The sequence below is a fragment of the Mycobacterium scrofulaceum genome (assembly GCF_002086735.1).
Lineage (GTDB): Bacteria > Actinomycetota > Actinomycetes > Mycobacteriales > Mycobacteriaceae > Mycobacterium > Mycobacterium scrofulaceum.
On sequence record NZ_MVIJ01000041.1, the window covers coordinates 1 to 23,001 of the forward strand.

Sequence of the window (23,001 nt, forward strand, 5' to 3'; positions counted from 1 at the left end):
CCATGATGCCCCGGCGCCGCCGCACCCGCGCCCACGACCGCGCCACCCGCATCGCCACCGAACGCCGACACAACCGCGAAGCACGCCGGGCCGCCTCGGCCGCCTCGGCCGACCCCGGACACGACCCCGCGGCCGACCCCGACCACGACCCGCCGCCCTTCTAGCGCAAGATTGCGCCATGCCTGTGTCGCTGCCCCCGTTGGCCGGCGAGGACCACGTCTGCGTCGCCTGTGGGATGAGGTATCCGGACACGCAAATCGATGATGCGGTCGGGGTCATCGCCGGGCTGCCGGACGCGGTCCGGGCGGCGGTGTCCGCGATCGGGCCGGAGGCGCGAAGGGTGCGGTCGGGACCCGACGTGTGGTCGGTCGCCGAATACCTCTGCCACCTGCGAGACGTGTATGTCAGCTTCACCATCCGGCTCTACCGGGTCCGCACCGAGCACCGCCCCGCCCTGGAGCCGATGTTCAACGACCTGCGGCCCCGGCGCTTCCGGTACAACGACTGCGATATCGACGCCACCCTGGGCGAGCTCGCGGCCGCCGCGGCGGGGTTTCGCGACGAGATCGCGCGCGTCGACGACCCCGATTGGGACCGCACCGCGACCAGGCTGCCCGGCGAGGAGCGCACCGCCCGCTGGCTGGTCCGCCAGGCGATGCACGAAGGCGTGCACCACCTCGGCGATATCCGGACAATCGGGGAAACCGCTCGTTGAGCGCGCCGTGACCCCGGCTCGGCCGCGAATTTGGCTCTGAGCTGGTCGTCCCCTAGACTCTAGGGGTTGCCTAGGGCAGACCTCGGCCGGTGCGAATCGGCCCCGCGTGCCTTTCGGTGACAAAGACCGCGCATGTCAGGTTATGTGGTGGGCTGTGGCCTGCCTTCCTGCCGTGCACACGCAACCAGGTCAGGAGATCGAGTGATTCAGCAGGAATCGCGGCTGAAGGTCGCCGACAACACCGGCGCCAAGGAGATCTTGTGCATCCGGGTGCTCGGCGGTTCGTCGCGACGCTACGCCGGCATCGGTGACGTCATCGTCGCCACCGTCAAGGACGCCATCCCCGGCGGCAACGTCAAGCGTGGGGATGTCGTCAAGGCTGTCGTGGTCCGCACGGTCAAGGAGCGCCGCCGCCCGGACGGCAGCTACATCAAGTTCGACGAGAACGCCGCGGTGATCATCAAGCCCGACAACGACCCGCGCGGCACCCGCATTTTCGGGCCGGTCGGCCGCGAATTGCGGGAGAAGCGGTTCATGAAGATCATCTCGCTTGCCCCGGAGGTGTTGTAGATGAAGGTCCGCAAAGGCGACACCGTCTTGGTCATCGCCGGCAAGGACAAGGGCGCCAAGGGCAAAGTCCTGCAGGCCTACCCGGAACGCAACCGGGTGCTGGTCGAGGGCGTCAACCGGATCAAGAAGCACACCGCGATCTCGAGCAACCAGCGCGGTGCCCAGTCGGGTGGCATCGTCACCCAGGAAGCCCCGATCCACGTCTCCAACGTGATGGTGGTCGACTCGGACGGTAAGCCCGCCCGCGTCGGCTACCGCCTCGACGAGGAGACCGGCAAGCGGGTTCGCATCTCCAAGCGCAATGGCAAGGACATCTGAAATGACCACATCAGAGGCAGAGGTCAAGGTTCAGCCGCGTCTGAAAGAGCGCTACCGCAACGAAATTCGTGATTCGTTGCAGCAGCAGTTCGGCTACGGAAACGTGATGCAGATCCCGACGGTGACCAAGGTCGTCGTCAACATGGGTGTCGGCGACGCGGCGCGGGACGCGAAGTTGATCAACGGCGCCGTCAACGACCTGGCGCTGATCACCGGGCAGCGACCGGAAATCCGTCGCGCGCGCAAGTCCATCGCGCAGTTCAAGCTGCGCGAGGGTATGCCGATCGGCGCCCGGGTCACCCTGCGCGGCGACCGGATGTGGGAATTCCTGGACCGGCTCACCTCCATCGCGCTGCCGCGTATCCGCGACTTCCGCGGGCTTTCGCCCAAGCAGTTCGACGGTGTCGGCAACTACACGTTCGGGCTGGCCGAGCAGTCGGTGTTCCACGAGATCGACGTGGACAAGATCGACCGGGTCCGCGGCATGGACATCAACGTCGTCACCTCGGCGACAACCGACGACGAGGGACGAGCGCTGTTGCGGGCCCTCGGCTTTCCCTTCAAGGAGAACTGAGCAGATGGCAAAGAAGGCACTGGTTAACAAGGCCGCGCGCAAGCCGAAGTTCGCGGTGCGCGGCTACACCCGCTGCAACAGGTGCGGCCGCCCGCGCGCCGTCTTCCGCAAGTTCGGCCTGTGCAGGATCTGCCTGCGCGAGATGGCGCACGCGGGCGAGCTGCCCGGCGTGCAAAAGAGCAGCTGGTAACAGCCCCAACCCCGAAGACCAACCCAGAACAGGTGCGCGACAGGCCCGGACCGGGAACCATCGCGAGGAAGGTACCAACGCTGTCATGACGATGACGGACCCGATCGCAGACTTCTTGACACGTCTGCGCAACGCCAATTCGGCGTATCACGACGAGGTGACGTTGCCTCACTCCAAGATCAAGGCGAACATCGCCCAGATCCTCAAGGCCGAGGGCTACATCACCGACTACCGGACCGAAGACGCCCGGGTGGGCAAGTCGCTGGTCGTCCAGCTCAAGTACGGGCCGAGCCGGGAGCGCAGCATCGCCGGATTGCGGCGGGTGTCCAAGCCCGGTCTGCGGGTGTACGCGAAATCCACCAACCTGCCGCGCGTGCTCGGCGGCCTGGGCGTGGCGATCATCTCGACCTCCTCGGGCCTGCTGACCGATCGTCAGGCAGCCAGACAGGGCGTGGGCGGCGAAGTCCTCGCGTACGTGTGGTGAGGGAGTAGACATGTCGCGCATTGGTAAGCAGCCGGTTCCGGTTCCCGCCGGAGTCGACGTCACGATCGAGGGTCAGAACGTCTCGGTCAAGGGCCCCAAGGGCAGCCTGAATCTGACCGTCGCCGAACCGATCACGGTGGAGCGCAACGAGGACGGCGCCATCGTGGTCGCCCGGCCCAACGACGAGCGGCGCAACCGTTCGCTGCATGGGCTGTCGCGCACGCTGGTGTCCAACCTGGTCACCGGCGTGACGGAGGGTTACACCACGAAGATGGAGATCTTCGGCGTCGGATACCGCGTGCAGCTCAAGGGTGCCAACCTCGAATTCGCGTTGGGATACAGCCATCCCGTGGTGATCGAGGCGCCCGAGGGCATCACGTTCGCGGTCCAGTCGCCGACGAAGTTCTCGATCTCCGGGATCGACAAGCAAAAGGTCGGCCAGATCTCGGCGAACATCCGCCGCCTGCGCCGCCCCGACCCGTACAAGGGCAAGGGCGTGCGCTACGAGGGCGAGCAGATCCGCCGCAAGGTCGGAAAGACAGGTAAGTAGTCATGGCGCAAAAACAAGCTGACACCGCCGCGCGGAAGCCGGTGGGGCAGAGCGTATCCGCGACTCGCCGGGTCTCCCGGCTGCGCCGGCACGCCCGGTTGCGCAAGAAGATCACGGGCACGCCGGAGCGGCCTCGGCTCGTCGTCAACCGGTCCGCGCGGCACATCCACGTGCAGCTGGTCAACGACGAGAACGGCACGACGGTGGCCGCCGCGTCGTCGATCGAGGACGACGTGCGCGGCCTGCAGGGCGACAAGAAGGCCCGCAGCGTGCGGGTGGGCCAATTGATCGCCGAGCGCGCCAAGGCCGCCGGCATCGACACCGCGGTGTTCGACCGCGGCGGGTACACCTACGGCGGACGGATCGCGGCGCTGGCCGATGCCGCGCGCGAGAACGGACTGAGTTTCTGATGACCGAGAACAAGACCGGAAGGACCGCATAATGGCGGAACAGTCAGCCGGCGGCCCCGAGGCCCGCGGCGACAACCGCGACTCGCGCGGCGACAACCGCGACAGCCGCGGCCGGCGCGACGGCGGCGGCCGTGGTGGCCGCGACCGGGACGGCGACAAGAGCAACTACCTGGAGCGGGTCGTCGCCATCAACCGTGTCTCCAAGGTGGTCAAGGGCGGTAGGCGCTTCAGCTTCACCGCGTTGGTCATCGTCGGCGACGGCAACGGCATGGTCGGCGTCGGATACGGCAAGGCCAAGGAAGTCCCGGCCGCCATCGCCAAGGGCGTGGAGGAGGCGCGCAAGGGCTTCTTCCGCGTGCCGCTGATCGGCGGCACCATCACGCACCCGGTTCAGGGCGAGGCGGCCGCCGGCGTGGTGCTGCTGCGCCCGGCCAGCCCGGGTACCGGTGTGATCGCCGGCGGCGCGGTGCGCGCGGTGCTGGAATGCGCTGGGGTGCACGACATCCTGGCCAAGTCATTGGGCAGCGACAACGCGATCAACGTGGTGCACGCCACCGTCACAGCGCTCAAGCTGCTGCAGCGTCCCGAGGAAGTTGCCGCGCGCCGCGGGCTGCCGATCGAGGACGTCGCCCCGGCCGGGATGCTGAAGGCGCGGCGGGAAAGTGACGCGCTGGCCGCCAGTGCCGCGCGAGAGGGAACGGCACCGCAATGAGCCAGCTGAAAATCACCCAGGTGCGCAGCACCATTGGGGCCCGGTGGAAGCAGCGGGAAACCCTGCGCACGCTGGGCCTGCGACGGATCCGCCACTCGGTGATCCGTGAGGACAACCCACAGACCCGCGGCCTGATCGCGGTGGTCAACCACCTCGTCGTGGTGGAGGAGGCCAAATGACCATCAAACTGCACGACCTCAAGCCAGCACCCGGGTCGAAGACCGCCCGCACCCGGGTCGGTCGCGGTGAGGGCTCCAAGGGCAAGACCGCCGGCCGTGGCACCAAGGGCACCAAGGCCCGCAAGAATGTGCCGGCCACCTTCGAGGGCGGGCAGATGCCGATTCACATGCGGCTGCCCAAACTCAAGGGGTTCCGGAACCGGTTCCGCACCGAGTACGAGATCGTCAACGTCGGCGACATCAACCGGTTGTTCCCGCAGGGCGGTTCGATCGGCATCGACGACCTGGTGGCCAAGGGCGCGGTGCGCAAGAACGCACTGGTCAAGGTCCTCGGTGACGGCAAGCTGACCGTCAAGGTGGAGCTGACGGCGCACAAGTTCAGCGGCAGCGCCCGCGAGAAGATCACCGCCGCGGGCGGCTCGGTCACCGAGTTGTCCTAGCCTGCGGCTTCGTCCGTACCCTCGATCAGCTCGATTGCCGTGCTGAGCGCCGAATCGGTTGGTGCGGTTCGGTATTCGCTGTCTTCGGGGATAGCGCGGGAGATCACGATCGAGCCCACCATCAACGCGAGGATGCTCCACGCCCGGCGTTGTCTATCGGACCGGCTTCCGTCGAGCAATTCGGCAACGCGGTCCACCGTGGCCCTCATCTTGCGTTCGTAGGTGTCTTTGACGGGAGCTTCGGCGCGCGCAACGTCGGCGCTCAGCGCGGGCATCACGCATCCTCCGGCCGGGTCCAGGCTGTGATCTGCGCTGATGTACTCGCGAAGAAAGCTGAGGAGGCGCGTTCGGCCGTCTTCACGTGTCATCGAATCGGTGTCCGAGAGGAACGGTTCGCCCAGCTCTGCATCGATGATGGCCTCGAGCATCGCTTCTTTGCCGCGAAAGTTCGAGTAGAACGCGCCCGACGTCACGCCGGCGGCGGCGGCCAACCCGTCCACCCCGATGCCGTTGAAGCCATTGGTCTTCAACGATCGACAGCCAGCCTGTAGCAGCGCGCTACGTGCGCGCGCCTTCTGATCCGGTGGGTACCTCACCAGTCCTCCTTGACGTCGGCCTAATCATAGGATAGCGTCCGTTATCGTAACGACCGTTATTCTACGCTTCTGGGCGGAGAGTGTTGATGACCAGTGATTCTGCTGCGCGACATGTGCCGATAGCCATCGTCGGCAGCGGCTTCTCGGGATTGGGCGCCGCGATCCGACTGGACAAGGCGGGGCACCACGATTTCTTGGTGCTCGAGCGTGGTGACGACGTCGGCGGCACCTGGCGCGACAACACCTATCCCGGCGCGGCGTGCGATGTGCCCTCCCATCTCTACTCGTATTCCTTTGCGCCCAACCCGAACTGGACGCGGTGGTTGCCAAGTCGAGCCGAGATCCAGGACTACCTCCGCGGTGTCGCGCGTGACGCCGGTGTCCTCGACCGTCACGTCTTCGGGTGTGCGGTCAAAGATGCGGCCTGGAACGACGGCCGGCGGAGATGGGAGCTGGTGACCGACCAGGGTCGGCTCACCGCCGACATGGTGATCTCGGCATTCGGGGCGCTGGCCGAGCCGTCGACGCCCAACATCCGGGGCATCAACAGGTTCGACGGCGAGCTGTTCCACTCCGCGCGCTGGAATCACGACGCCGATCTGAGCGGCAAGCGGGTCGCGGTCATCGGCACCGGCGCCTCGGCGGTCCAAATCGTGCCGGCGATCGCCGACGTCGCCGCCCACATCGATGTCTATCAGCGCACCGCGCCTTGGTTGCTGTCACGGCACGAGCGCCCCTTCCGGCGCGCTGAGCAACGGGCGTTCGGCTGGGTCCCCGGCCTCGCGCGCCTGATGCGGGCCGGTATCTATGTGAACCGCGAGGTCCTGATCATCGGCCTGGCGAAGGTGCCGCGGCTGATGATTCCTCTAGAGCTGGCCTTGCGGGCCAAGATCCGCGCCGAAGTCAAAAATCCCGAACTGCGCCGCAAAGTCATTCCCGATTTCCGGCTCGGCTGCAAGCGCATGCTGCTGTCCAACGACTGGTATCCGACCCTCGGCCGCGATCACGTGGAGCTGGTCACCGAAGGTATCCGGGAGATCGACGGCCACCGCATCATCACCGCTGATGGGGTTGCACGAGCAACCGACGCCATCATCCTGGCTACGGGCTTTCACGTCACCGACTCACCCATGTTCGACAACATCCGCGACACCGAGGGCCACACGTTGGCCCAAACCTACGCGGACAAGGGGCGGCAGGCTTACAAAGGCACCACCATCGCCGGCTTTCCCAACATGTTCTTCATGCTCGGCCCCAACACCGCGCTTGGCCACACTTCGATGGTGTACATGATCGAATCCCAACTCAATTACATCGTCGACGCCATCGGCACCATGAAAGCCCGCGGCCTCAAGACCTTTGAGGTGCGACGCGAAGTCCAAGATGCCTACAACGACAAGCTTCAACGCATGCTCGCCGCGTCGGTGTGGAACAGCGGGGGCTGCGCCAGCTGGTACCTCGATGCGCACGGCAACAACACCACCCTGTGGCCCGATTTCACCTTTCACTTCCGCAACCAAACCAAGCGTTTCGACCTCGACGCCTACACGACCAGCTGACAACTCCGAGAAAGGCACCTTGATGGCAAGCAAGCAGGCAGAACAATTCGCAGAATTCTTGGGCGTGCTGAGCGCACGGTCCTCCAATCCCGATCTCGACCTGGCGACGGTGCGGGACATCATCGAGACGATGCACGTTGCGACCAAAGAACCGGAGCGCGTCAGCTACCAAGAGGTGAGCGCAGGCGGCGTGGACGCGCTCTGGTGCATCCCTGCCGATAGCGATCCGGAGGCCGTGCTGCTGCACAGCCATCTGGGTGGCAGCGTCGTCGCCTCAATGCATTCCGATCGCAAGGCCGCGGCGCACGTCGCCTCCGCGGCCGGAGTGCGATCGCTCGTGGTCGACTATCGCCGTTCGCCGGAGCACAAGTTTCCCGCCCAGCTTGATGACGTTCGCAGGGCTTATGACTGGCTCCTGCAACAAGGGTTTCGGCCCGAACGCGTTGCCAGCGTTGGTCACTCGGTGGGCGGCAACCTCGCGACCAGCCTGGCCCTGCGGCTACGCGACGAAGGCGCCGCACTGCCGGCGGCGATCGTGTCGATTTCCCCGTGGGTGGACTTGACGCTGACAAACCAGACGATCACCGGCAATGCCGATCGGGATCGGCTGCTTTCACGCCCATTGCTGGAGTTCTTCCGGTCAGCCTGGCTGGACGGAACCGCGGTGGGCTGGGAAGACCCTCGGGTGAACCTGCTCGCCGCCGACCTATCGGGGCTGCCACCGATTGCAGTGTTCTGGGGCACGGACGAGCTCCTTGCCGGGGAGGCCGCGGAATTCGCCCGTCGTGCCCAGGTGGCCGGCAACGACGTGTTGGCGCGAGCCGTCGCGGACGCTCAGCATTCCTTCATCGTCGCCGCCGGCCGAGTCCCTGAGGTAGACGCTGCGATCTCAGAGATCGGCGCGTGGCTCCGGTCCCACCTCAGCCTCGCGACAGTGCGGGAGGCAGCGAAATGACGGACGTCACAGACCATTTCACCGAAGCTAACGGGCACGGGCCCGAATTCGCCAAGCGAGTGCGCCGCAACCAACAGAAACTGGCCGCACAGCTCAAGCCGCACTACGACTTCATCGTCTGCGGATCGGGTTCGTCGGGATCGGTAGTGGCGCGCCGGCTCGCCGAGAACCCCGCCGTCAGCGTGTTACTGCTGGAAGCCGGTGGCGAGGACACCGCACCGGCCGTCATGAGGGCCGATCAATGGCCGCTCAACCTCGGTAGCGAACGGGACTGGAACTTCTTCTCGCAGCCCAGCACGGAGCTCAACGGTCGATCCATTCCGATGTCGATGGGAAAGGTCGTCGGGGGCGGGTCAAGCATCAACGTGATGATTTGGGCGCACGGACATAAGAACGACTGGGACTTCTTCGCCGCCCAAGCCGGCGACCCGGCATGGAACTATGATTCGGTGCTCGAGCTCTACCGCGCCGTCGAGGACTGGCACGGTGTCCCCGATCCTGACTACCGGGGCACCGGCGGGCCCGTCTTCGTGCAACCCGCGCCCGATCCCAGCCCGATAGCGCACGCCATGCTCGAAGGCGCGCAATCCGTAGGAATCCCGTCGTTCGAGAACCAGAACGGCCGGATGATGGAGGGGCGTGGCGGTGCGGCGATCGCGGACCTTCGTCTCCGCGACGGTTACCGCCAATCCGTCTTCCGGTCCTATGTCTATCCCTATCTGGACCGGCCGAACCTGACCGTGCTCACCGCGGCGTTGGTGACCCGGCTGATCTTCGACGGTCAGAAGGCGACCGGTGTGGAATTCACCCACTACGGCAGCGTGCGCCGCGTCGGCGCCGCAAGCGAGGTGGTGCTATCGCTCGGCGCGATCAACACCCCCAAAGTGCTGATGCAATCCGGTATCGGCGACGAGACCCAACTGCGGCGACATGGCATCCCCATCGTGCAGCACCTGCCCGGCGTGGGCCAAAATTTGCAAGACCACGTCGGGTTCGACTGCGTCTGGGAGTACCGACAGCCCCTGCCGCCACGCAATAACGGCGTCGAAGCGACGTATTTTTGGACCAGCGACCCGAGCCTGGAAGCTCCCGACCTGCAGACATGTCAAGCGGAGTTCCCTAAGTCGTCCAGCGCCGAGAACACGGCCAGGTTCTGCCCGCCCGAGGCCGGCTGGAATCTGTTCGGCGGCCTGGTGCAACCGAAAAGCCGCGGCGAGATATGCCTGACCGGCCCGGGCCCACTCGACCCGGTCGAGATCCACGCCAACATATTGTCGCACCCCGACGACGTCAGGGCGGCCATCGCGTGCGTGGAACTGTGCCGTGCCGTGGCCAACTCGGCTGAGCTGCGGGCGTTCACCAAACGTGAAGTCATGCCGGGCAACCTCAAGGGTGCCGAACTCGAGCGGTTCATTCGTGATGCCGCATCAAGCTACTGGCACCAGAGCGGATCGGCGAAAATGGGCCAAGACGCCATGTCGGTCGTCGACGGCGCACTGAAAGTGTATGGGATATACGGTCTTCGTGTCGCAGACGGCTCCATCATGCCCCGTGTGACCACCGGTAACACGCAGGCGCCCTGCGTCATCATCGGTGAGCGTGCCGCGGCGATCCTGCGAGCCGAGCACCAGGCCTAGCCCAGCTGCGGAATGACCTCCGCGGCAAGGCGTTCCATCTGCTCGCGGTTTTCCGGCACGTCGACGCCGACGGGATTGAGTAGCAAATACCCGGCGCCGGCGTCGATCACCTCGCGTAGCCCGCGCGCGACGTCGTCGGGTGTGCCCGACACCGGAACGTCGTCGACTCCCGGCATCTTGCCGTAGATCCGGCGCAGCCCCGCGAGCACGCGCTCGCGGGCGCGCGCCGCGTCGTCGTCGACCATCAGGTAGACGCGCTTGCCGATGGTGAAGTGCGCCGGATCCTTTCGCTGTTCGTCAAGTTCGCGACGCACCACGGTGACGGCACCGGCGAACGCCTCGGTGGTCGACGAACCGGCGCCCAAAAACGAGTCGCCGAGGCGCACCGCCCGGGCCAGGGCCTTGGGGGCCAGCCCGCCGAACCAGATGGGCGGGTGCGGCCGCTGCACGGGCTTGGGCGCGATCGGCACGTCGTCGACGTCGCGGAACCGGCCGTGGAACGTGACCCGCGGGTCGTCGGACCAGGCGGCCTTCATCAGCTTGAGGCCCTCGGTGAAATACGAGATGTACGTGTCCTTTTCGATGCCGAACGCCGCGAACCTGCGGAAGCCGCCGCCCGTCCCCACGCCGACGTCGAGCCGGCCGTGGCTGAGCCGGTCGACGGCGGTGACGGACGACGCCAGCTGCAGCGGATCGTGCAGCGACGTCACCAGGACGGCGACCCCCAGGCGCAGCCGCTCGGTGCAGGCCGCGCAGTAGGCCAGCAGTTCCAGCGGCGCCAGCAGCGGTGCGTCCCCGATGATCTGCTCGAGGACCCAGCCGCCCTCGAACCCGAGCTGCTCGGCCCGGACCAGATAGTCGCGCAGCCCGTCGCCGTCGAAGCGGTCGTAGTCGAATTGGGGGATGGCGATGGAGAACCTCACCCCACCACCGTACGGCGGCGGTGTCGGTACGCTGCGAACATGTTCGCCTTCCTGCCCTCGATTCCCGGTGTCGACGACGTCCGCGCACTGGCCGAACGCGTCGACACCGCCCGCCACCACGGCGTACCCAACGGGTGTGTGCTCGAGCTGGACCTGCGTTCGGCGCCGCCGGAGACGACCGGGTTCGACCCGTTGGCGATCTTCACCGGCGGCAGGCCGATGGCGCTGCGCGACGCGGTCGCCGCCATCCACCGCGCGGCCGAGGACTCGCGGGTCGCCGGGCTGATCGCCCGCGTGCAGCTCGCGGCGTCGCCGCCCGCGGCCGTGCAGGAGCTGCGCGAGGCCATCGCCGCGTTCAGCGCCGCCAAGCCGTCGCTGGCCTGGGCCGAGACCTACCCGGGCACACTGTCCTACTACCTGGCCTCGGCGTTTCGTGAGGTCTGGATGCAGCCGTCGGGCAGCGTCGGGCTGATCGGCTTCGCCAGCAACGCCACCTTCCTGCGCGACGCGTTCGACAAGGCGGGCATCGAGCCGCAATTCGTCGCGCGGGGCGAATACAAGTCGTGGGCAAACCGTTTCACCGAGCACGGCTTCACCACGGCGCACCGCGAGGCGGTCACCCGGATGCTGGAGAGCCTGCAGGAGCAGGCGTGGCGGGCGATTGCGCAATCGCGCAAGCTCGACCCCGGCGCGCTCGACGCGCTCGCCGACCGGGCCCCGCTGTTGCGTGACGACGCCGTGGCCGCCGGCCTGCTCGACCGGATCGGATTCCGCGACGAAGCCTACGACCGGATCGCGGAAATGGTTGGCGTCAAGGATGTTTCGGAGGACACCGCCCCGCCGCGACTGTACCTGGCGCGCTACGCCGCGGCGGGCCGCGCCCGGCTGTCCCCGCCCAGGCCGTCGGTTCCCGGCCGCACACCCAAGCCGGCCCTGGCCCTGATCACGCTCGACGGCACGATCGTCGACGGTCGCGGCGGGCCGCAGTTCCTGCCGTTCGGCGCCGCCACGGCCGGCGGCGACACCATCGGCGCGGCGCTGCGGGAGGCGGCCGCCGACGACTCGGTGTCGGCAATCGTGCTGCGGGTCAACAGCCCCGGCGGCACGATCACGGCGTCGGAGAGCATCTGGCGCGAGGTGACCAGGGCCCGCAAACGCGGCAAGCCGGTGGTGGCCTCGATGGGCGCGGTCGCCGCGTCCGGCGGTTACTACGTCTCGATGGGGGCGGACGCGATCGTCGCGAATCCGGCGACGATCACCGGTTCGATCGGCGTGATCACCGGCAAACTGGTGATCCGCGATCTGCTGGAGCGGCTGGGGGTCGGCTCGGATACCGTGCGCACCAACGCGAATGCCGACGCGTGGTCGATCGACGCCCCGTTCACGCCGGAGCAGCAGGCCCACCGGGAGGCCGAGGCGGACCTGTTCTACGCGGACTTCGTGCAGCGGGTCGCCGAGGCGCGCAACCTGACCATGGAAGCCGCCGATCGCGTTGCGCAGGGGCGGATCTGGACGGGCGCCGACGCCCTGGACCGCGGCCTGGTGGACGAGCTCGGCGGCTTCCGCGCCGCGGTGCGCCGGGCCAAGGTGCTGGCCGGCCTGGACGAGGACAGCGATGTCCGCATCGTCGGCTATCCGGGTTCCTCGCTGCTGGACATGGTGCGGCCCCGGGCCTCGTCGCAACCGGCCGCCGCGTCCCTGCCGGATGCGCTGGGCGCCCTTTTCGGCCGCACCGTCACCGGCATCCTGGACAACTTCGAGCGGACGATGAGCGGCGCCAGCGTGCTGTGGCCGGGGCAGTGGCGGTTCTAGCTAGCCGGTGAGCCCGCCGCTGATGAAGATGATCTCGCCGAGCGGGTCGTCGTTCTCCGGGGCGGGCGCTTCGATGCCCTGGCGGCGGAAGAGTTCGGTTCGGGTGGTGCCGTGGACTTCCCATTTCTTGGACCGCAGGTAGTCCAGGACGTGGTTGCGCTCGCCGGCATAGACCAGCGACGCCATGTCGATGTCCACACCGTGCTCGCGGAAGGAGCCGGACATCTCCCGCACCTTGTCGGCGTCGAAATCGACGATGCCGGGCACGAACTCGGTGGCGATCGTGCTGCCGTGCGCGCTGAGCGCGGTGATGTTGTCGAACAGCCGGTCCTGGGCCTCCGGTGGCAGGTAGATGAGCAGGCCCTCGGCCAGCCACGCGGTCGGCGCCGCCGGATCGAACCCGGCCGCTCTCAGGGCGGCCGGCCAATCGGCGCGCAGGTCGATCGGCACCGTGCGCCGCGCCGCCGTCGGCTCGGCACCGATGCCCGTCAACGTGCTGGTCTTGAAGTCGATCACGCGGGGCTGGTCGATCTCGTAGACCACCGTGCCGTCGGGCCACGGCAGGCGGTAGGCGCGCGAGTCCAAGCCGGACGCGAGGATCACCACCTGCCGGATCCCGCCGCCGGTGGCGTCGACGAAGTAGTCGTCGAAATACTTGGTGCGCACCGCCATTCCGTCGACCATCGCCTGTACGCGGACCAGCGAGGCGTTCTCGATCGCGTCGAGGTCGAGGTCGCCGTCCATCATCTTGGTGAAGAAGTCCACGCCGACCGCGCGCACCAGCGGTTCGGCGAACGGGTCGTGGATCAGGCCGCGGGGATCCTTGGTCGCCATGGCGCGCCCGGCGGCCACCATGGTCGCGGTCGCGCCCACACTGGACGCCAGATCCCACTCGTCGTCGTGAGCGCGTGACATAGCCGAAACCCTAGCCAACCCGCTAGGCCAGCGTCGCGGCGACGTAGCTCAACTCGCCGAAGGTGGCCGACATCTCGTCTTCGGGAAATTCGAAGCCGTTCTGCGCGTACAACTCCCGGGCCGGGTGGGCCGCCACCCGCCAGCCCTGGCCGGTCAGATAGTCCACGACGACGTTGCGCTCGCCCCGGTAGAACAGGTCGGCCGCGTTGAGGTTGAAACCGAACCGCTGCCAGCGTTCGCTGATGCGCTGCAGCCGCTCGTCGGAGAACGCGTTCGGGTCGGGCACGTGCTCGGTGGCCAGCCGGCTACCCGGCGCGCTGAGCGAAGTGATGTTGTCGAAGAGCCGGTCCTGCGCCTCCGGCGGCAGGTAGGGCAGCAGACCCTCGGCGCTCCAGGCGGTCGGCTGCGCCACGTCGAACCCGCCTTCCCGCAACGCCGCCGGCCAGTCCTCGCGCAGGTCGATGGCGATCGCGCGGCGCTCGGCGGTCGGGACGGCGCCGAGCCCGGCCAGCGTCTCGGTCTTGAACGCGATGACCTGCGGCTGGTCGATCTCGTAGACGACGGTGCCCGCGGGCCACCGCAGCCGGTAGGCGCGGGTGTCCAGGCCCGAAGCCAGGATCACCGCCTGCCGCACACCGTGTTTGGTCGCGTCGGTGAAGAAGTCGTCGAAAAACCGGGTGCGAACGGTGATCTGCTCGGCCCGGGCCTTGCGGTTGAACAGCGGGTCATCCTCGAAATCGACCTGTCCGTCCACGATGCGGATGAACGGCTCCAGGCCGACCGCGCGCACCAGCGGGTCGGCGAGCGGATCGTCGAGGAGCGCGTCGGGCCCCTGCGACGCCACCGCGCGCGATGCCGCGACCATGGTGGCCGTCGCTCCCACGCTGTGCCCAGGTCCCCAGCTGTCGCCTTCCGTACGTCCCGATTCCACGGTCATGCAATGGCTCCTATTTCCGGTTCAGCGTGCCGCTCACGTACAGCATTTCACCCATGCGCATGTCGTCGTCCTCCAGCGGCGGAAGCCCGTTGGCCGAGAACAACTCCCGGATGGTCACGCCGTCCAGCGCCCAACCGCGCTCGCGCAGGTAGGGCGCCGCCTCGTTGCGGTCCCCGAAGTAGACGAGCCCCGCCATGTCCAGGTCGAAACCGTGGGCACGCCAGCGCTCCGAAATGTGCCGCATGCGTTCCTTCAACCTGTCCTCGTCCCCGGGCTCGGGGTTGGGCGCGCTTTCGACGGCCACCTGGCTGCCCGGCGCGCTGAGTTCGGTAATGGTGTCCAGCAGGCGGTCCTGCGCCTCCGGCGGCAGGTAGCCGAGCAGACCCTCGGCGCTCCACGCGGTCGGCTGGGCCGGGTCGAAGCCGGCGGCCCGCAGCGCGGCGGGCCAGTCGTCGCGCAGGTCGACGGCGGCGACGCGCCGCTCGGCGGTCGGGGCGGCGTCGAGCGCGGCCAGGGTGCGCGACTTGAAGTCGATGACCTGCGGCTGGTCGACCTCGTAGACCACGGTCCCGGCCGGCCATGCCAGCCGGTAGGCGCGGGCGTCCAATCCCGAGGCCAGGATCACCGCCTGTTTGACTCCCGCTCGCGTCGCGTTGAGGAAGAACTCGTCGAAGAACTTGGTGCGCACCGCCATGTTGTCGGCCATGCGGGACATGGCGCCGGTGGACCCGGTCGCGCCGTCGTGCGCGTCGTTCAGCTCGTCCGGGTTGACTTCGCCGGTCGCCAGCTTGGTGAGGAGGTCGACGCCGACGGCGCGGACCAGCGGCTCGGCGAACGGGTCGTTGATCAGCGGGCGGTCGGCGCGGGTGGCCACGGCGCGGGCGGCGGCGACCATCGTCGCGGTGACCCCGACGCTGGACGCCAGGTCCCAGGTGTCGCCCTCGTACCTGGTGGAAGTCATGTTTGCCCCTGTTTTAGAAGTAGTTAAGCTAATATTTAGCCGATTTAACAAGCTTCTCCCACTGTACGCCTCCCGCGTTTCGCGGCAACCTTGACTGATGGCTGACCGGATGGTGCCGCAATGCAGGCGCTGGTGTCCGGCGTGCCGCCAGAGCCCTTCGAGGTCCTCGACGGCGCGAACGCGTTCCTCGCGATCGGTTGGCCGCCATGCCTCACACCGGATCGATGTCCAGCCAGCGGTCGACGTCGAACCTGTCCGTGACGGCGCGGATCGTGGCGCCGCCGCAACCGGGGTAGTGCGCCGGGATCACCGCGGCGTTCGCCTCGACGGCCTCGGTGAATATCCGGCGGCGGGTCACCGCGGCGGCGGGCGCGTCGACGTCGAAAGCGCAGGCGTCGGCGGGCCGGCGGAGTTGCAGCGGGCTGTGGGTGAGGTCGCCGACGAAGACGGCCGGCCGACCCGCGTCCAGCCACAGCACCGAGGAACCCGGGGTGTGCCCGGGCGCGGGGCGCAGCCGCAGCGACGCGCTGATCCGGTGGTCGTCCGACCACTGGACGAGCTGCCCCGCCGCATCGATGGGCGCAACGCTGTCGGCGAAGACCAACTGATCGCCCCGCTGCTGCGCCGCCTCCTCGTCGCTGCGTGGCGTGCGCCGCGCTGCGGGCCCATTCGGCGCGAAATGGCGGTAGTCGGCGGCCGGCACCAGATAGCGGGCGTTGGGGAACGTCGGCACCCACGAGCCGCCGGCGAGGGTGGTGTTCCACCCCACGTGGTCGGAGTGGATGTGGGTGTTGACCACCACGTCCACGGCGTCGGGGTCGACGCCCGCGGACCGCAACGCGGCCGGGAACCCGGTGTTCAGGTGGTCCAGGGGCGGCATGTGGGGGCGGTTGCGGTCGTTGCCGACGCCGGTGTCCACCACGACGGTCAGCCCGTCGACCTCGATGACCCAGCTCTGGATCGCGATGTGCCACTGGTCGGTCGACGGGTCGAAGAAGTCGGGCACCAGCAGGTCGGCATTGTCGCGCCAGCCGGCCGGCGGCGTGTGCGGGAAAAGCCTTGTGCCGAGGTCGAATTGAAGCTCGAGCACCCGCGTCACGCGCGCGTGGCCGAACCTGACCGGACGCATCAGGCGTTGGCGCGCAGGTAGCCGTAGACGCTGGCGAAGTTGCGGTTCACGTCCTCGGGGATGGGTACCGGTCCGCCGAGAGCCCTTGCCCCCCAGGCGATTTGGGCAGTGCGCTCCACAAGGGCGGTGATGTGCAGCGCCTTGTCCGGTCTTGGCCCGACGGCCACCATGCCGTGGTTGGCGATCAGCGCGGCGCCGCGGCCGTCGAGCGCCTTGACGGCGTTGGCGCCGACGTCGGGCGTGCCGGACGCGGCGTAGTCGGTGCACCGGACGTCGCCGCCGCAGTACACCGCGAACTCGTCGATGCAGGCCGGAATCGGTTGGTGCGCAATGGCGAACATAGTCGCCCACACCGGATGGCTGTGGATGACGCTGCCGATGTCGTCGAAGGCGCGATAGCAGGCCAGGTGCAGCTGCAGCTCCGAGGACGGCGAGCGGCCGTCGGCGGCGTGCAGCACCGCGCCCTGCGGGTCCACCAGCACCAGGTCGTCGAGCTGCATGTCGCGATAGTCCACCGACGACGGCGTGATCACGATGTTGCCGTCGGAGCGCCGCGCGGAGATGTTGCCCGCGGTCCCCTCGACCAGGCCGCGGCGCAGCATGTCCTTGGCGGCGTTCAACACGGCGGTCTCGGCGTCGTCGACGAACTTCATGGGCCCAGCACCTCCGGGTTGACGATGTGGGCGGGCGCGTTGCCGGCCAGCAACGCCTCCAGGTCGTCGGCCACCATCTGCGCCTGCCGTGCCTCAGTGTTCCACGTGGCGCCGCCGATGTGGGGCGTCAAGACGACGTTGGGCATGCCGACCAGGGGGTGGTCGGTGGGCAGCCATTCGCCGACGAAGTGGTCCAGGCCGGCGGCGGCCACCTTGCCGTCGCGCAGCGCGCCGACGAGCGCGTCGGTGTCGTGCAGCTGCGCGCGGGCGGTGTTGAGGAAGACCACGCCGTCGCGCATGGCGGCGAACTGCTCGGCGCCGATCATGCCGGCAGTGTCGTCGGTGACGGGTGCGTGCAGCGAGACGACGTCCGCCTCGCCCAGCAGTTCCTCGAGGCCGTGCTCGGCCTCGTCGTTGTAGGGGTCGTGCGCGATGACGCGCAGGCCCAGCCCGGACAGCCGCCAGCGGGTGGCGCGGCCGACCGCGCCGAGGCCAACCAGCCCGGCGGTGCGACCGGCGATCTCCCAGCCGCGGAACCGCTGATAGGGGATGCTGCCGTCGCGAAAGATGTTGCCGCCGCGGACATCCGCGTCGGCGGGCAGCAGCAGGCGGGTGGCGGCCAGCAGCAGCGCCACCGTCATCTCGGCGACCGCGTCGGCGTTGCGGCCCGGGGTGTTTAGCACCGGGATACCCGCCGCGGTGGCCCCCGCGATGTCGACGTTGTTGGGGTCGCCGCGGGTCGAGGCGATCGCCCGTAGGCCGAGATCGAGCACCGGCCCGGCCACCGAGTCGCTTTCCACCACAACGAGATCGGCGGACTCCGCCGAGATGCGCTCGGCCAGTTGTTCGGCGCTGTAGATCCGCAGCGGAGTCTGCTCGATCCACGGGTCGTAGACGACGTCGACCAGTTCCCGGAGCTTGGCGAATCCCGGCCCCCGCAGGGGGGCGGTCACCAAGGCGCGCGGTCTTGACGTCACGAACCCCAATGCTGGCGTACGGTGACGCCCGTGTCACGTGATGACGTCACAATCGGCATCGACGTCGGGAGCACCGCGGTCAAGGCGGTGGCCGCGGACGCCGACGGCCGGGTGACCGCACGGGCGCGTATCCCGCACCAGTTGCTTGTGCCGGCGCCGAACCGGCTCGAGCACGACGCCGGCGAGGCCTGGCGCCGCGGGCCGGTGGCGGCCCTGAACCAGCTGGATCGTCCAGACGCGAAAGCGGTGGCCGTCTCGGCGATGGTGCCGTCCCTGACCGCCGTCGACGCCGCGGGCGAGCCGATGACGCCGGGCCTGCTGTACGGCGACGAACGGGGCCGCGCGCCACAACAGCAGGCCCAGCCGCTGCCGGCGCTCGGCGAGGCCGCCGAGTTCCTGCGCTGGACCGCGGAGCGGGCGCCGGGCGCGGCCGGCTACTGGCCGGCGCCGGCGGTCGCCAACCACGCGCTGGCGGGCGAGGCGGTGATCGACTTCGCCACCGCCGCCACCGCGTACCCGCTGTTCGACGGGACGGGCTGGAACGCCGAGGCGTGCGCCGAACGCGGCGCCCGGCCCGACCAGATGCCGCGGGTGGAAAGCATGGGGGCCGCCGCGGGGCAGGTGCGCGGCGGTGGCGCCGCGCTGGGAATCGGCGCGATCGACGCGCTGTGCGAACAGATGGTGGCCGGCGCCGACGGCGACGGCGACGTGCTGGTGCTGTGCGGCACCACGTTGATCGTGTGGACGACCATCCCCGAGGCCCGGCAGGTGCCCGGCCTGTGGACCATCCCGCACACGGCCGCGGGCAAGAGCCAGATCGGCGGGGCCAGCAACGCTGGAGGGCTGTTCCTCGGCTGGGTGGACCGGGTGGTCGCACCCGGCGACCCCGCGGCCGCGCGGCCCGGGGGCGTGCCGGTGTGGTCGCCCTACATCCGTGGCGAGCGCACCCCGTTCCACGACCCGGGGCGCCGGGCCGTGCTCGACGCCCTGGACCTGACCCACGACGCTGCCGCGCTGCGCCGGGCCGCCTACGAGGCGTCCGGCTTCGTCGTCCGCCAGCTCATCGAGCTGAGCGGGGCACCGGTGGCGCGCGTCGTGGCCACCGGGGGCGGCACGCGGGTCGGGCCGTGGATGCAGGCCATCGCCGACGCCACCGGGCGGCCGGTGGAGGTGTCCGGGGTGCCCGAGGGCGCGGCGCTCGGCGCGGCCTTCCTCGCGCGCATGGCGGCCGGCCTGGAAACCGCGATCGCCGACGCCGCCCGCTGGGTCCGCACCGCACGCGTCGTCGAACCCGACCCCGCCTGGGCCGCCGCGATCGACGATCGCTACCAACGGTTCCTCGAATTGGGAACCCGCCGATGTAGCGCGCTACCCCCGGCGGCGTTCTAGGCTGGTGCAATGACCGACCACGACCGCAAAGCCGCCCGTCGCGAGATCGCCGATGCCCTGTTGAAGGCCCTCGAACGGCGGCACGAAATCGCCGATGTCGTAGTGGAATCCGAGAACAAGGCGGCCGCGGTCGAGGCGATCGTCCGCCTGCTCGACACCTCCCACGTGGCCGCCGAGGCCGTGATGGGGATGTCGTTCGATCAGCTCACCATCGACTCGCGCCGCAAGATTCTCGCCGAACTCGAGGACCTCAACAAGCAGCTCAGCTTCACCCTGGGCGAGCGCCCGGCCAGTTCGGGGGAGACCCTGGAGCTGCGGCCCTTCTCCGCCGAGCGGGACCGCGACATCTTCGCCGCCCGCACCGAGGACATGGGTGCCGCCGGCGACGGCTCCGGCGGGCCGGCCGGCAACCTCGACGACGAGATCGGCGCGGCGCTGGGGCGCCTCGACGACGAGGAGGCCGCCTGGTTCGTGGCCGTCGACTCGGGCGAGAAGGTCGGCATGGTGTTCGGCGAGCTGCTGGGCGGCGAGGTGAACGTGCGGATCTGGATTCACCCCGAACACCGCAAGAAGGGCTACGGCACGGCCGCGCTGCGCAAGTCGCGCACCGAGATGGCCTGGTGCTTCCCCGCCGTGCCGATGGTGGTGCGCGCGCCCGCCGCCAGGCCCGCCTGAGCCGGAAAAGGCCGGTGGTCAGCGGCACCGATTCACCGCGGCCGCGTTCCGAACCGCACCGCCGCGCTTCACAGCAAATCTCAAGCTGACTGTAACGATTCATTCACGAAATTTGCGTTACTCGTGTGTTGAATACTCAGTACCCTCTGGCCGAGAGCGAACGCGTCCGTTGACCTGGAAAACGAGGATTCCATGGACTTTGCGTTACTACCGCCGGAGGTCAATTCCGCTCTGATGTATGCCGGTCCCGGCTCCGGGCCGATGCTGGCCGCCGCAACCGGATGGGACGCGGTGGCCGCCGGCCTGGAATCCGCCGCCGGCGGCTATTCGTCGGCGGCGGCGGGGCTGAGCGGACTGGTGTGGTCAGGCCCTTCGTCGATGCTGATGGCGGCCGCGGTGACCCCGTACGTGGCCTGGTTGCAGGCGGGTGCCGCCCAGGCCGCGCAGACCGCCGGCCAGGCCTATGCCGCGGCGGCGGCTTACGAGCCGGCGTTCGCGATGACGGTGCCGCCGCCGGTGATCGCGGCCAACCGCGCGCAGTTGATGGCATTGGTCGCGACCAACTTCTTCGGGCAGAACACGCCGGCGATCATGGCGACCGAGGGGCAGTACGCGGAGATGTGGACACAAGACGCCACCGCGATGTACGGCTATGCGGCCGCCTCCTCGGCCGCGGGCGCACTGGCCCCGTTCACCGCGCCGCCTCGCACCACCAACTCCTCCGGGCAGGCCGATCAGGCCCGCGCGCTGACCCAGGCGACCGGCAACGCCACCAGCGCTCGCACCCAGTCTTTGGTTCAGATGGCCTCGACCAACACCACCCAGCACGCGGCGGCGACCACCGGTGGGGTCGACCCGCCCCTGCCGCCCGGCAGCAGCGCCAACATCGCACCCGGCGGCGCCACCGTCCACACAGGCGTGAGCGTGACCGTCAGCAACGGCTACCCTGTCGACTTCGTGAGCGGCACCAGTGCCGCCAACCCGACCACCGTGTACATCCCCAGCGGGACCGCCACGTACGTGCTGAGCGACGGCACCGTGGGCACCCTCCAGGCGGGCCACGATGCCCTTCCGCTGAACACCTCGGGCAGCATCCTCAGTGGCACTTTTCAATACACCGGCGCGGGAGTGGGGGGCCACCTGTCCGTCCCCGGCGGCTCTGTCACCGGCACCCCCGGCACTGTCGGCGGCTACGTGACCGAAAACGCCGCCGGCCTCGTCACCGACCTGAACCTTTCCTCCGGCAGTCAGACATTTTTCACCACGGGCCCAACCGTCGTCACCCCCGTCACGCCCACCTCGTCGACCCCGTTGGCGGCGGCGCCCGCGGCGAGCAGCCCCGGACTGGCGGGGAACGCGGGAATCCAACCTCAACTCAACGCGGAGGCGCTGGCGGAGTGGGCCCGCAGCATGTCCGGCGGTGAACTCGCCACGGACTTGGCCGCGGCCCACTGAGAGCAGCGAGATGGGCGGTGCGAGAGCGAGCGGGGCGAACGCCCCGGTGCCGGGATCGTTGCACGACTTCTCCAGTGTTCGCGTCGCGTCCGCCGGGTTGGGCGCGGCGGACGCGCTCGGGTTGTTGTCGGTTCCGCGCAACTGGTTGCGGGATCCTGCGGTCGAGCCGACTTCGGTTGACGGCGTCGACACCGGCCCAAGCTTTGCCGTGCCCTCGGCGCGCGGGTTCGAGCGCGGGCTGATGTCGATGATGACGGGGCACCGCCCCGACGCTCTGGCGACGGATCGTGAAGAACGCGGCGAGGACGCCTAGCCCAGCGTCGCGGTGACGGCGACGATGTTGCGCAGCTGGGACGTCTCGTCGTCCGGGAAGACCAGGCCGTAGTCGGCGAAGTATTCCCGCCGTTCCCGGGTGGTCACCTGCCAGCCCCGGCCGGTCAGGTAGTCCACGACGTTGCTGCGCTCGCCGTCGAAGAACAGTCCGGACAGGTCGATGTCGCAACCCAGGTTGGCCCATCGCTGGTTGAACTGCTTTGCGCGGTCGGTCATCGTCCGCCCGGCATCGCCGTGGAACTCGGTGGCCAGCTTGCTGCCGGGCGCGCTCAGTTCGGTGATGTTGTCGAAAAGCCGGTCCTGGGCCTGCGGCGGCAGGTACATCAACAGGCCCTCGGCGCTCCACGACGTCGGCTGGCCGGGGTCAAAGCCGCTGCGCCGCAATGCTTCCGGCCAATCGTCGCGCAGGTCGACGCTGACCGTCCGCCGGTCCGCGGTGGGCGCGGCCCCGAGTCCCGCCATGGCGGCGGTCTTGAAGTCGACCACCTTGGGCTGGTCGACCTCGTAGACGACGCTGCCGGGCGGCCAGCTCAACCGGTAAGCGCGGGCGTCCAGGCCGGCGGCGAGGATCACCGACTGGCGGATGCCGTCGCGGGCGGCATTGAGGAAGAAGTCGTCGAAGAAGCGGGTGCGCACCGCGATCGAATCGGTCTCGAGCTGCAGGTCCCGTTCGCCGTCCTGGGCGTCCGCGGGATCGAGTTCGCCGTCGACCAGGCGGCGGAAGAAGTCCAGCCCCACGGCGCGCACCAGCGGCGCCGCGAACGGGTCGTCGATGATCGGGTCCGCGCCCCCGCTGGCCAGCGCGCGCGCCGCGGCGACCATCGTGGCCGTGGCGCCGACGCTGGAGGCCAGGTCCCAGCTGTCTTGGTCCGTGCGTGTCATGGTGCTCCCATTTATTTAGCAAATGCAACGAGTCAAGAGCACTTTACGCTCCACGGCTTGCGGCTTCCTGT

28 protein-coding genes are annotated in these 23,001 nt (G+C 68.8%); 19 read left to right on the forward strand and 9 right to left on the reverse strand.

The annotated features are described in order from the left end of the window. Window positions 1-178: 178 nt before the first annotated feature. From BST44_RS21875 to rplO, 11 genes are all read left to right on the forward strand, one after another. The gene (locus BST44_RS21875; RefSeq protein WP_083179190.1) at window positions 179-715 is read left to right on the forward strand and encodes a DinB family protein; all 537 of its coding nucleotides are present in this window, start codon (window positions 179-181) and stop codon (window positions 713-715) included. Between the two features lie 201 nt (window positions 716-916). Further along, on the forward strand, window positions 917-1,285 hold the full coding sequence (rplN, locus tag BST44_RS21880) for a 50S ribosomal protein L14 (RefSeq protein WP_003403649.1): 369 nt from the start codon (window positions 917-919) through the stop codon (window positions 1,283-1,285). Further along, window positions 1,286-1,603 (forward strand): 50S ribosomal protein L24, encoded by a 318-nt coding sequence (gene rplX / locus BST44_RS21885; RefSeq protein ID WP_065441087.1) that lies wholly within the window; start codon window positions 1,286-1,288, stop codon window positions 1,601-1,603. 1 nt (window position 1,604) lies between these two features. Next, window positions 1,605-2,177 (forward strand): 50S ribosomal protein L5, encoded by a 573-nt coding sequence (gene rplE / locus BST44_RS21890; protein ID WP_083179191.1) that lies wholly within the window; start codon window positions 1,605-1,607, stop codon window positions 2,175-2,177. Window positions 2,178-2,181: 4 nt separating this feature from the next. Then, window positions 2,182-2,367 (forward strand): type Z 30S ribosomal protein S14, encoded by a 186-nt coding sequence (locus BST44_RS21895; RefSeq protein WP_007167851.1) that lies wholly within the window; start codon window positions 2,182-2,184, stop codon window positions 2,365-2,367. Between the two features lie 85 nt (window positions 2,368-2,452). Further along, on the forward strand, window positions 2,453-2,851 hold the full coding sequence (gene rpsH, locus BST44_RS21900) for a 30S ribosomal protein S8 (protein WP_055401845.1): 399 nt from the start codon (window positions 2,453-2,455) through the stop codon (window positions 2,849-2,851). A gap of 10 nt (window positions 2,852-2,861) precedes the next feature. Continuing rightward, window positions 2,862-3,401 (forward strand): 50S ribosomal protein L6, encoded by a 540-nt coding sequence (rplF, locus tag BST44_RS21905; protein WP_083179192.1) that lies wholly within the window; start codon window positions 2,862-2,864, stop codon window positions 3,399-3,401. A 41-nt stretch (window positions 3,402-3,442) separates the two neighbouring features. Then, a complete protein-coding gene (gene rplR, locus BST44_RS21910; protein WP_083174752.1) occupies window positions 3,443-3,811 on the forward strand; it encodes a 50S ribosomal protein L18 in 369 nt (122 codons plus the stop codon). A gap of 31 nt (window positions 3,812-3,842) precedes the next feature. Next, window positions 3,843-4,523 carry a 30S ribosomal protein S5 gene (rpsE, locus tag BST44_RS21915; protein ID WP_007167855.1) on the forward strand — a complete coding sequence of 227 codons (681 nt, stop codon included), beginning with the start codon at window positions 3,843-3,845 and terminating at the stop codon, window positions 4,521-4,523. Then, the gene (gene rpmD / locus BST44_RS21920; protein ID WP_007167856.1) at window positions 4,520-4,702 is read left to right on the forward strand and encodes a 50S ribosomal protein L30; all 183 of its coding nucleotides are present in this window, start codon (window positions 4,520-4,522) and stop codon (window positions 4,700-4,702) included. Before rpsE ends, rpmD begins: the two co-directional genes overlap by 4 nt. After that, on the forward strand, window positions 4,699-5,142 hold the full coding sequence (gene rplO / locus BST44_RS21925; RefSeq protein WP_083179193.1) for a 50S ribosomal protein L15: 444 nt from the start codon (window positions 4,699-4,701) through the stop codon (window positions 5,140-5,142). The genes rpmD and rplO overlap by 4 nt, the downstream gene beginning before the upstream one ends. On the opposite strand, the gene BST44_RS21930 is transcribed toward rplO, so the two are convergent. Beyond that, window positions 5,139-5,738 carry a TetR/AcrR family transcriptional regulator gene (locus BST44_RS21930; RefSeq protein WP_158086671.1) on the reverse strand — a complete coding sequence of 200 codons (600 nt, stop codon included), beginning with the start codon at window positions 5,736-5,738 and terminating at the stop codon, window positions 5,139-5,141. The genes rplO and BST44_RS21930 overlap by 4 nt on opposite strands. Before the next feature lie 86 nt (window positions 5,739-5,824). On the opposite strand from BST44_RS21930, the gene BST44_RS21935 reads away from it, so the two are divergent. Genes BST44_RS21935 through BST44_RS21945 form a run of 3 tightly spaced genes read left to right on the forward strand, consistent with a single transcriptional unit; the run spans window position 5,825 to window position 9,889 of the window. Then, complete coding sequence (locus BST44_RS21935) at window positions 5,825-7,297, forward strand: flavin-containing monooxygenase (protein ID WP_167380242.1); 1,473 nt, start codon at window positions 5,825-5,827, stop codon at window positions 7,295-7,297. 22 nt (window positions 7,298-7,319) lie between these two features. Then, complete coding sequence (locus BST44_RS21940) at window positions 7,320-8,252, forward strand: alpha/beta hydrolase fold domain-containing protein (RefSeq protein WP_083179196.1); 933 nt, start codon at window positions 7,320-7,322, stop codon at window positions 8,250-8,252. Continuing rightward, window positions 8,249-9,889, forward strand: a complete 1,641-nt coding sequence (locus tag BST44_RS21945; protein WP_083179197.1) for a GMC family oxidoreductase — start codon at window positions 8,249-8,251, stop codon at window positions 9,887-9,889. The genes BST44_RS21940 and BST44_RS21945 overlap by 4 nt, the downstream gene beginning before the upstream one ends. Here the strand turns inward: BST44_RS21945 and BST44_RS21950 are convergent. After that, on the reverse strand, window positions 9,886-10,812 hold the full coding sequence (locus tag BST44_RS21950) for an LLM class flavin-dependent oxidoreductase (protein ID WP_083179198.1): 927 nt from the start codon (window positions 10,810-10,812) through the stop codon (window positions 9,886-9,888). The genes BST44_RS21945 and BST44_RS21950 overlap by 4 nt on opposite strands. A 39-nt stretch (window positions 10,813-10,851) precedes the next feature. Between BST44_RS21950 and sppA the strand changes: the two genes are divergently transcribed. Further along, window positions 10,852-12,624, forward strand: a complete 1,773-nt coding sequence (gene sppA / locus BST44_RS21955; RefSeq protein ID WP_083179199.1) for a signal peptide peptidase SppA — start codon at window positions 10,852-10,854, stop codon at window positions 12,622-12,624. Here sppA and BST44_RS21960 read toward each other — a convergent pair whose 3' ends face one another. From BST44_RS21960 to BST44_RS21985, 6 genes are all read right to left on the reverse strand, one after another. After that, complete coding sequence (locus tag BST44_RS21960; RefSeq protein ID WP_083179200.1) at window positions 12,625-13,539, reverse strand: class I SAM-dependent methyltransferase; 915 nt, start codon at window positions 13,537-13,539, stop codon at window positions 12,625-12,627. Window positions 13,540-13,561: 22 nt separating this feature from the next. After that, window positions 13,562-14,476 (reverse strand): class I SAM-dependent methyltransferase, encoded by a 915-nt coding sequence (locus BST44_RS21965; RefSeq protein ID WP_083179201.1) that lies wholly within the window; start codon window positions 14,474-14,476, stop codon window positions 13,562-13,564. A 10-nt stretch (window positions 14,477-14,486) separates the two neighbouring features. Beyond that, window positions 14,487-15,437 carry a class I SAM-dependent methyltransferase gene (locus tag BST44_RS21970; protein WP_083179202.1) on the reverse strand — a complete coding sequence of 317 codons (951 nt, stop codon included), beginning with the start codon at window positions 15,435-15,437 and terminating at the stop codon, window positions 14,487-14,489. A 211-nt stretch (window positions 15,438-15,648) separates the two neighbouring features. After that, entirely contained in the window at window positions 15,649-16,566 is a 918-nt protein-coding gene (locus BST44_RS21975; RefSeq protein WP_083179203.1) for an MBL fold metallo-hydrolase, read from the reverse strand. Continuing rightward, window positions 16,566-17,219, reverse strand: a complete 654-nt coding sequence (locus BST44_RS21980) for an L-fuculose-phosphate aldolase (protein WP_083179204.1) — start codon at window positions 17,217-17,219, stop codon at window positions 16,566-16,568. Before BST44_RS21980 ends, BST44_RS21975 begins: the two co-directional genes overlap by 1 nt. Continuing rightward, window positions 17,216-18,196: an NAD(P)-dependent oxidoreductase gene (locus BST44_RS21985; RefSeq protein WP_083179234.1), complete on the reverse strand. Its 981-nt coding sequence runs from the start codon at window positions 18,194-18,196 to the stop codon at window positions 17,216-17,218. Before BST44_RS21985 ends, BST44_RS21980 begins: the two co-directional genes overlap by 4 nt. A gap of 30 nt (window positions 18,197-18,226) precedes the next feature. Between BST44_RS21985 and BST44_RS21990 the strand changes: the two genes are divergently transcribed. From BST44_RS21990 to BST44_RS22005, 4 genes are all read left to right on the forward strand, one after another. Next, the gene (locus BST44_RS21990) at window positions 18,227-19,585 is read left to right on the forward strand and encodes a xylulokinase (protein ID WP_083179235.1); all 1,359 of its coding nucleotides are present in this window, start codon (window positions 18,227-18,229) and stop codon (window positions 19,583-19,585) included. Between the two features lie 9 nt (window positions 19,586-19,594). After that, on the forward strand, window positions 19,595-20,260 hold the full coding sequence (locus BST44_RS21995) for a GNAT family N-acetyltransferase (RefSeq protein WP_007167867.1): 666 nt from the start codon (window positions 19,595-19,597) through the stop codon (window positions 20,258-20,260). A 192-nt stretch (window positions 20,261-20,452) separates the two neighbouring features. Then, window positions 20,453-21,715 carry a PPE family protein gene (locus BST44_RS31355; protein ID WP_083179205.1) on the forward strand — a complete coding sequence of 421 codons (1,263 nt, stop codon included), beginning with the start codon at window positions 20,453-20,455 and terminating at the stop codon, window positions 21,713-21,715. A gap of 10 nt (window positions 21,716-21,725) precedes the next feature. Continuing rightward, a complete protein-coding gene (locus tag BST44_RS22005; RefSeq protein ID WP_142274634.1) occupies window positions 21,726-22,028 on the forward strand; it encodes a PPE family protein, SVP subgroup in 303 nt (100 codons plus the stop codon). Here the strand turns inward: BST44_RS22005 and BST44_RS22010 are convergent. Next, entirely contained in the window at window positions 22,025-22,930 is a 906-nt protein-coding gene (locus BST44_RS22010) for a class I SAM-dependent methyltransferase (protein WP_083179207.1), read from the reverse strand. The two genes, BST44_RS22005 and BST44_RS22010, sit on opposite strands and share 4 nt — an antisense overlap. Window positions 22,931-23,001 lie beyond the last annotated feature (71 nt).

What these genes read in the sequence shown, in the direction of transcription:
- BST44_RS21875 (WP_083179190.1), top strand. Translation starts at nt 179, where the DNA reads ATGCCTGTGTCGCTGCCCCCGTTGGCCGGCGAGGACCACGTCTGCGTC.
- rplX (WP_065441087.1), top strand. Translation starts at nt 1,286, where the DNA reads ATGAAGGTCCGCAAAGGCGACACCGTCTTGGTCATCGCCGGCAAGGAC.
- rplE (WP_083179191.1), top strand. Translation starts at nt 1,605, where the DNA reads ATGACCACATCAGAGGCAGAGGTCAAGGTTCAGCCGCGTCTGAAAGAG.
- BST44_RS21895 (WP_007167851.1), top strand. Translation starts at nt 2,182, where the DNA reads ATGGCAAAGAAGGCACTGGTTAACAAGGCCGCGCGCAAGCCGAAGTTC.
- rpsH (WP_055401845.1), top strand. Translation starts at nt 2,453, where the DNA reads ATGACGATGACGGACCCGATCGCAGACTTCTTGACACGTCTGCGCAAC.
- rplF (WP_083179192.1), top strand. Translation starts at nt 2,862, where the DNA reads ATGTCGCGCATTGGTAAGCAGCCGGTTCCGGTTCCCGCCGGAGTCGAC.
- rpsE (WP_007167855.1), top strand. Translation starts at nt 3,843, where the DNA reads ATGGCGGAACAGTCAGCCGGCGGCCCCGAGGCCCGCGGCGACAACCGC.
- rpmD (WP_007167856.1), top strand. Translation starts at nt 4,520, where the DNA reads ATGAGCCAGCTGAAAATCACCCAGGTGCGCAGCACCATTGGGGCCCGG.
- rplO (WP_083179193.1), top strand. Translation starts at nt 4,699, where the DNA reads ATGACCATCAAACTGCACGACCTCAAGCCAGCACCCGGGTCGAAGACC.
- BST44_RS21935 (WP_167380242.1), top strand. Translation starts at nt 5,825, where the DNA reads ATGACCAGTGATTCTGCTGCGCGACATGTGCCGATAGCCATCGTCGGC.
- BST44_RS21940 (WP_083179196.1), top strand. Translation starts at nt 7,320, where the DNA reads ATGGCAAGCAAGCAGGCAGAACAATTCGCAGAATTCTTGGGCGTGCTG.
- BST44_RS21945 (WP_083179197.1), top strand. Translation starts at nt 8,249, where the DNA reads ATGACGGACGTCACAGACCATTTCACCGAAGCTAACGGGCACGGGCCC.
- sppA (WP_083179199.1), top strand. Translation starts at nt 10,852, where the DNA reads ATGTTCGCCTTCCTGCCCTCGATTCCCGGTGTCGACGACGTCCGCGCA.
- BST44_RS21960 (WP_083179200.1), bottom strand. Translation starts at nt 13,539, where the DNA reads ATGTCACGCGCTCACGACGACGAGTGGGATCTGGCGTCCAGTGTGGGC.
- BST44_RS21965 (WP_083179201.1), bottom strand. Translation starts at nt 14,476, where the DNA reads ATGACCGTGGAATCGGGACGTACGGAAGGCGACAGCTGGGGACCTGGG.
- BST44_RS21970 (WP_083179202.1), bottom strand. Translation starts at nt 15,437, where the DNA reads ATGACTTCCACCAGGTACGAGGGCGACACCTGGGACCTGGCGTCCAGC.
- BST44_RS21975 (WP_083179203.1), bottom strand. Translation starts at nt 16,566, where the DNA reads ATGCGTCCGGTCAGGTTCGGCCACGCGCGCGTGACGCGGGTGCTCGAG.
- BST44_RS21980 (WP_083179204.1), bottom strand. Translation starts at nt 17,219, where the DNA reads ATGAAGTTCGTCGACGACGCCGAGACCGCCGTGTTGAACGCCGCCAAG.
- BST44_RS21995 (WP_007167867.1), top strand. Translation starts at nt 19,595, where the DNA reads ATGACCGACCACGACCGCAAAGCCGCCCGTCGCGAGATCGCCGATGCC.
- BST44_RS31355 (WP_083179205.1), top strand. Translation starts at nt 20,453, where the DNA reads ATGGACTTTGCGTTACTACCGCCGGAGGTCAATTCCGCTCTGATGTAT.
- BST44_RS22005 (WP_142274634.1), top strand. Translation starts at nt 21,726, where the DNA reads ATGGGCGGTGCGAGAGCGAGCGGGGCGAACGCCCCGGTGCCGGGATCG.
- BST44_RS22010 (WP_083179207.1), bottom strand. Translation starts at nt 22,930, where the DNA reads ATGACACGCACGGACCAAGACAGCTGGGACCTGGCCTCCAGCGTCGGC.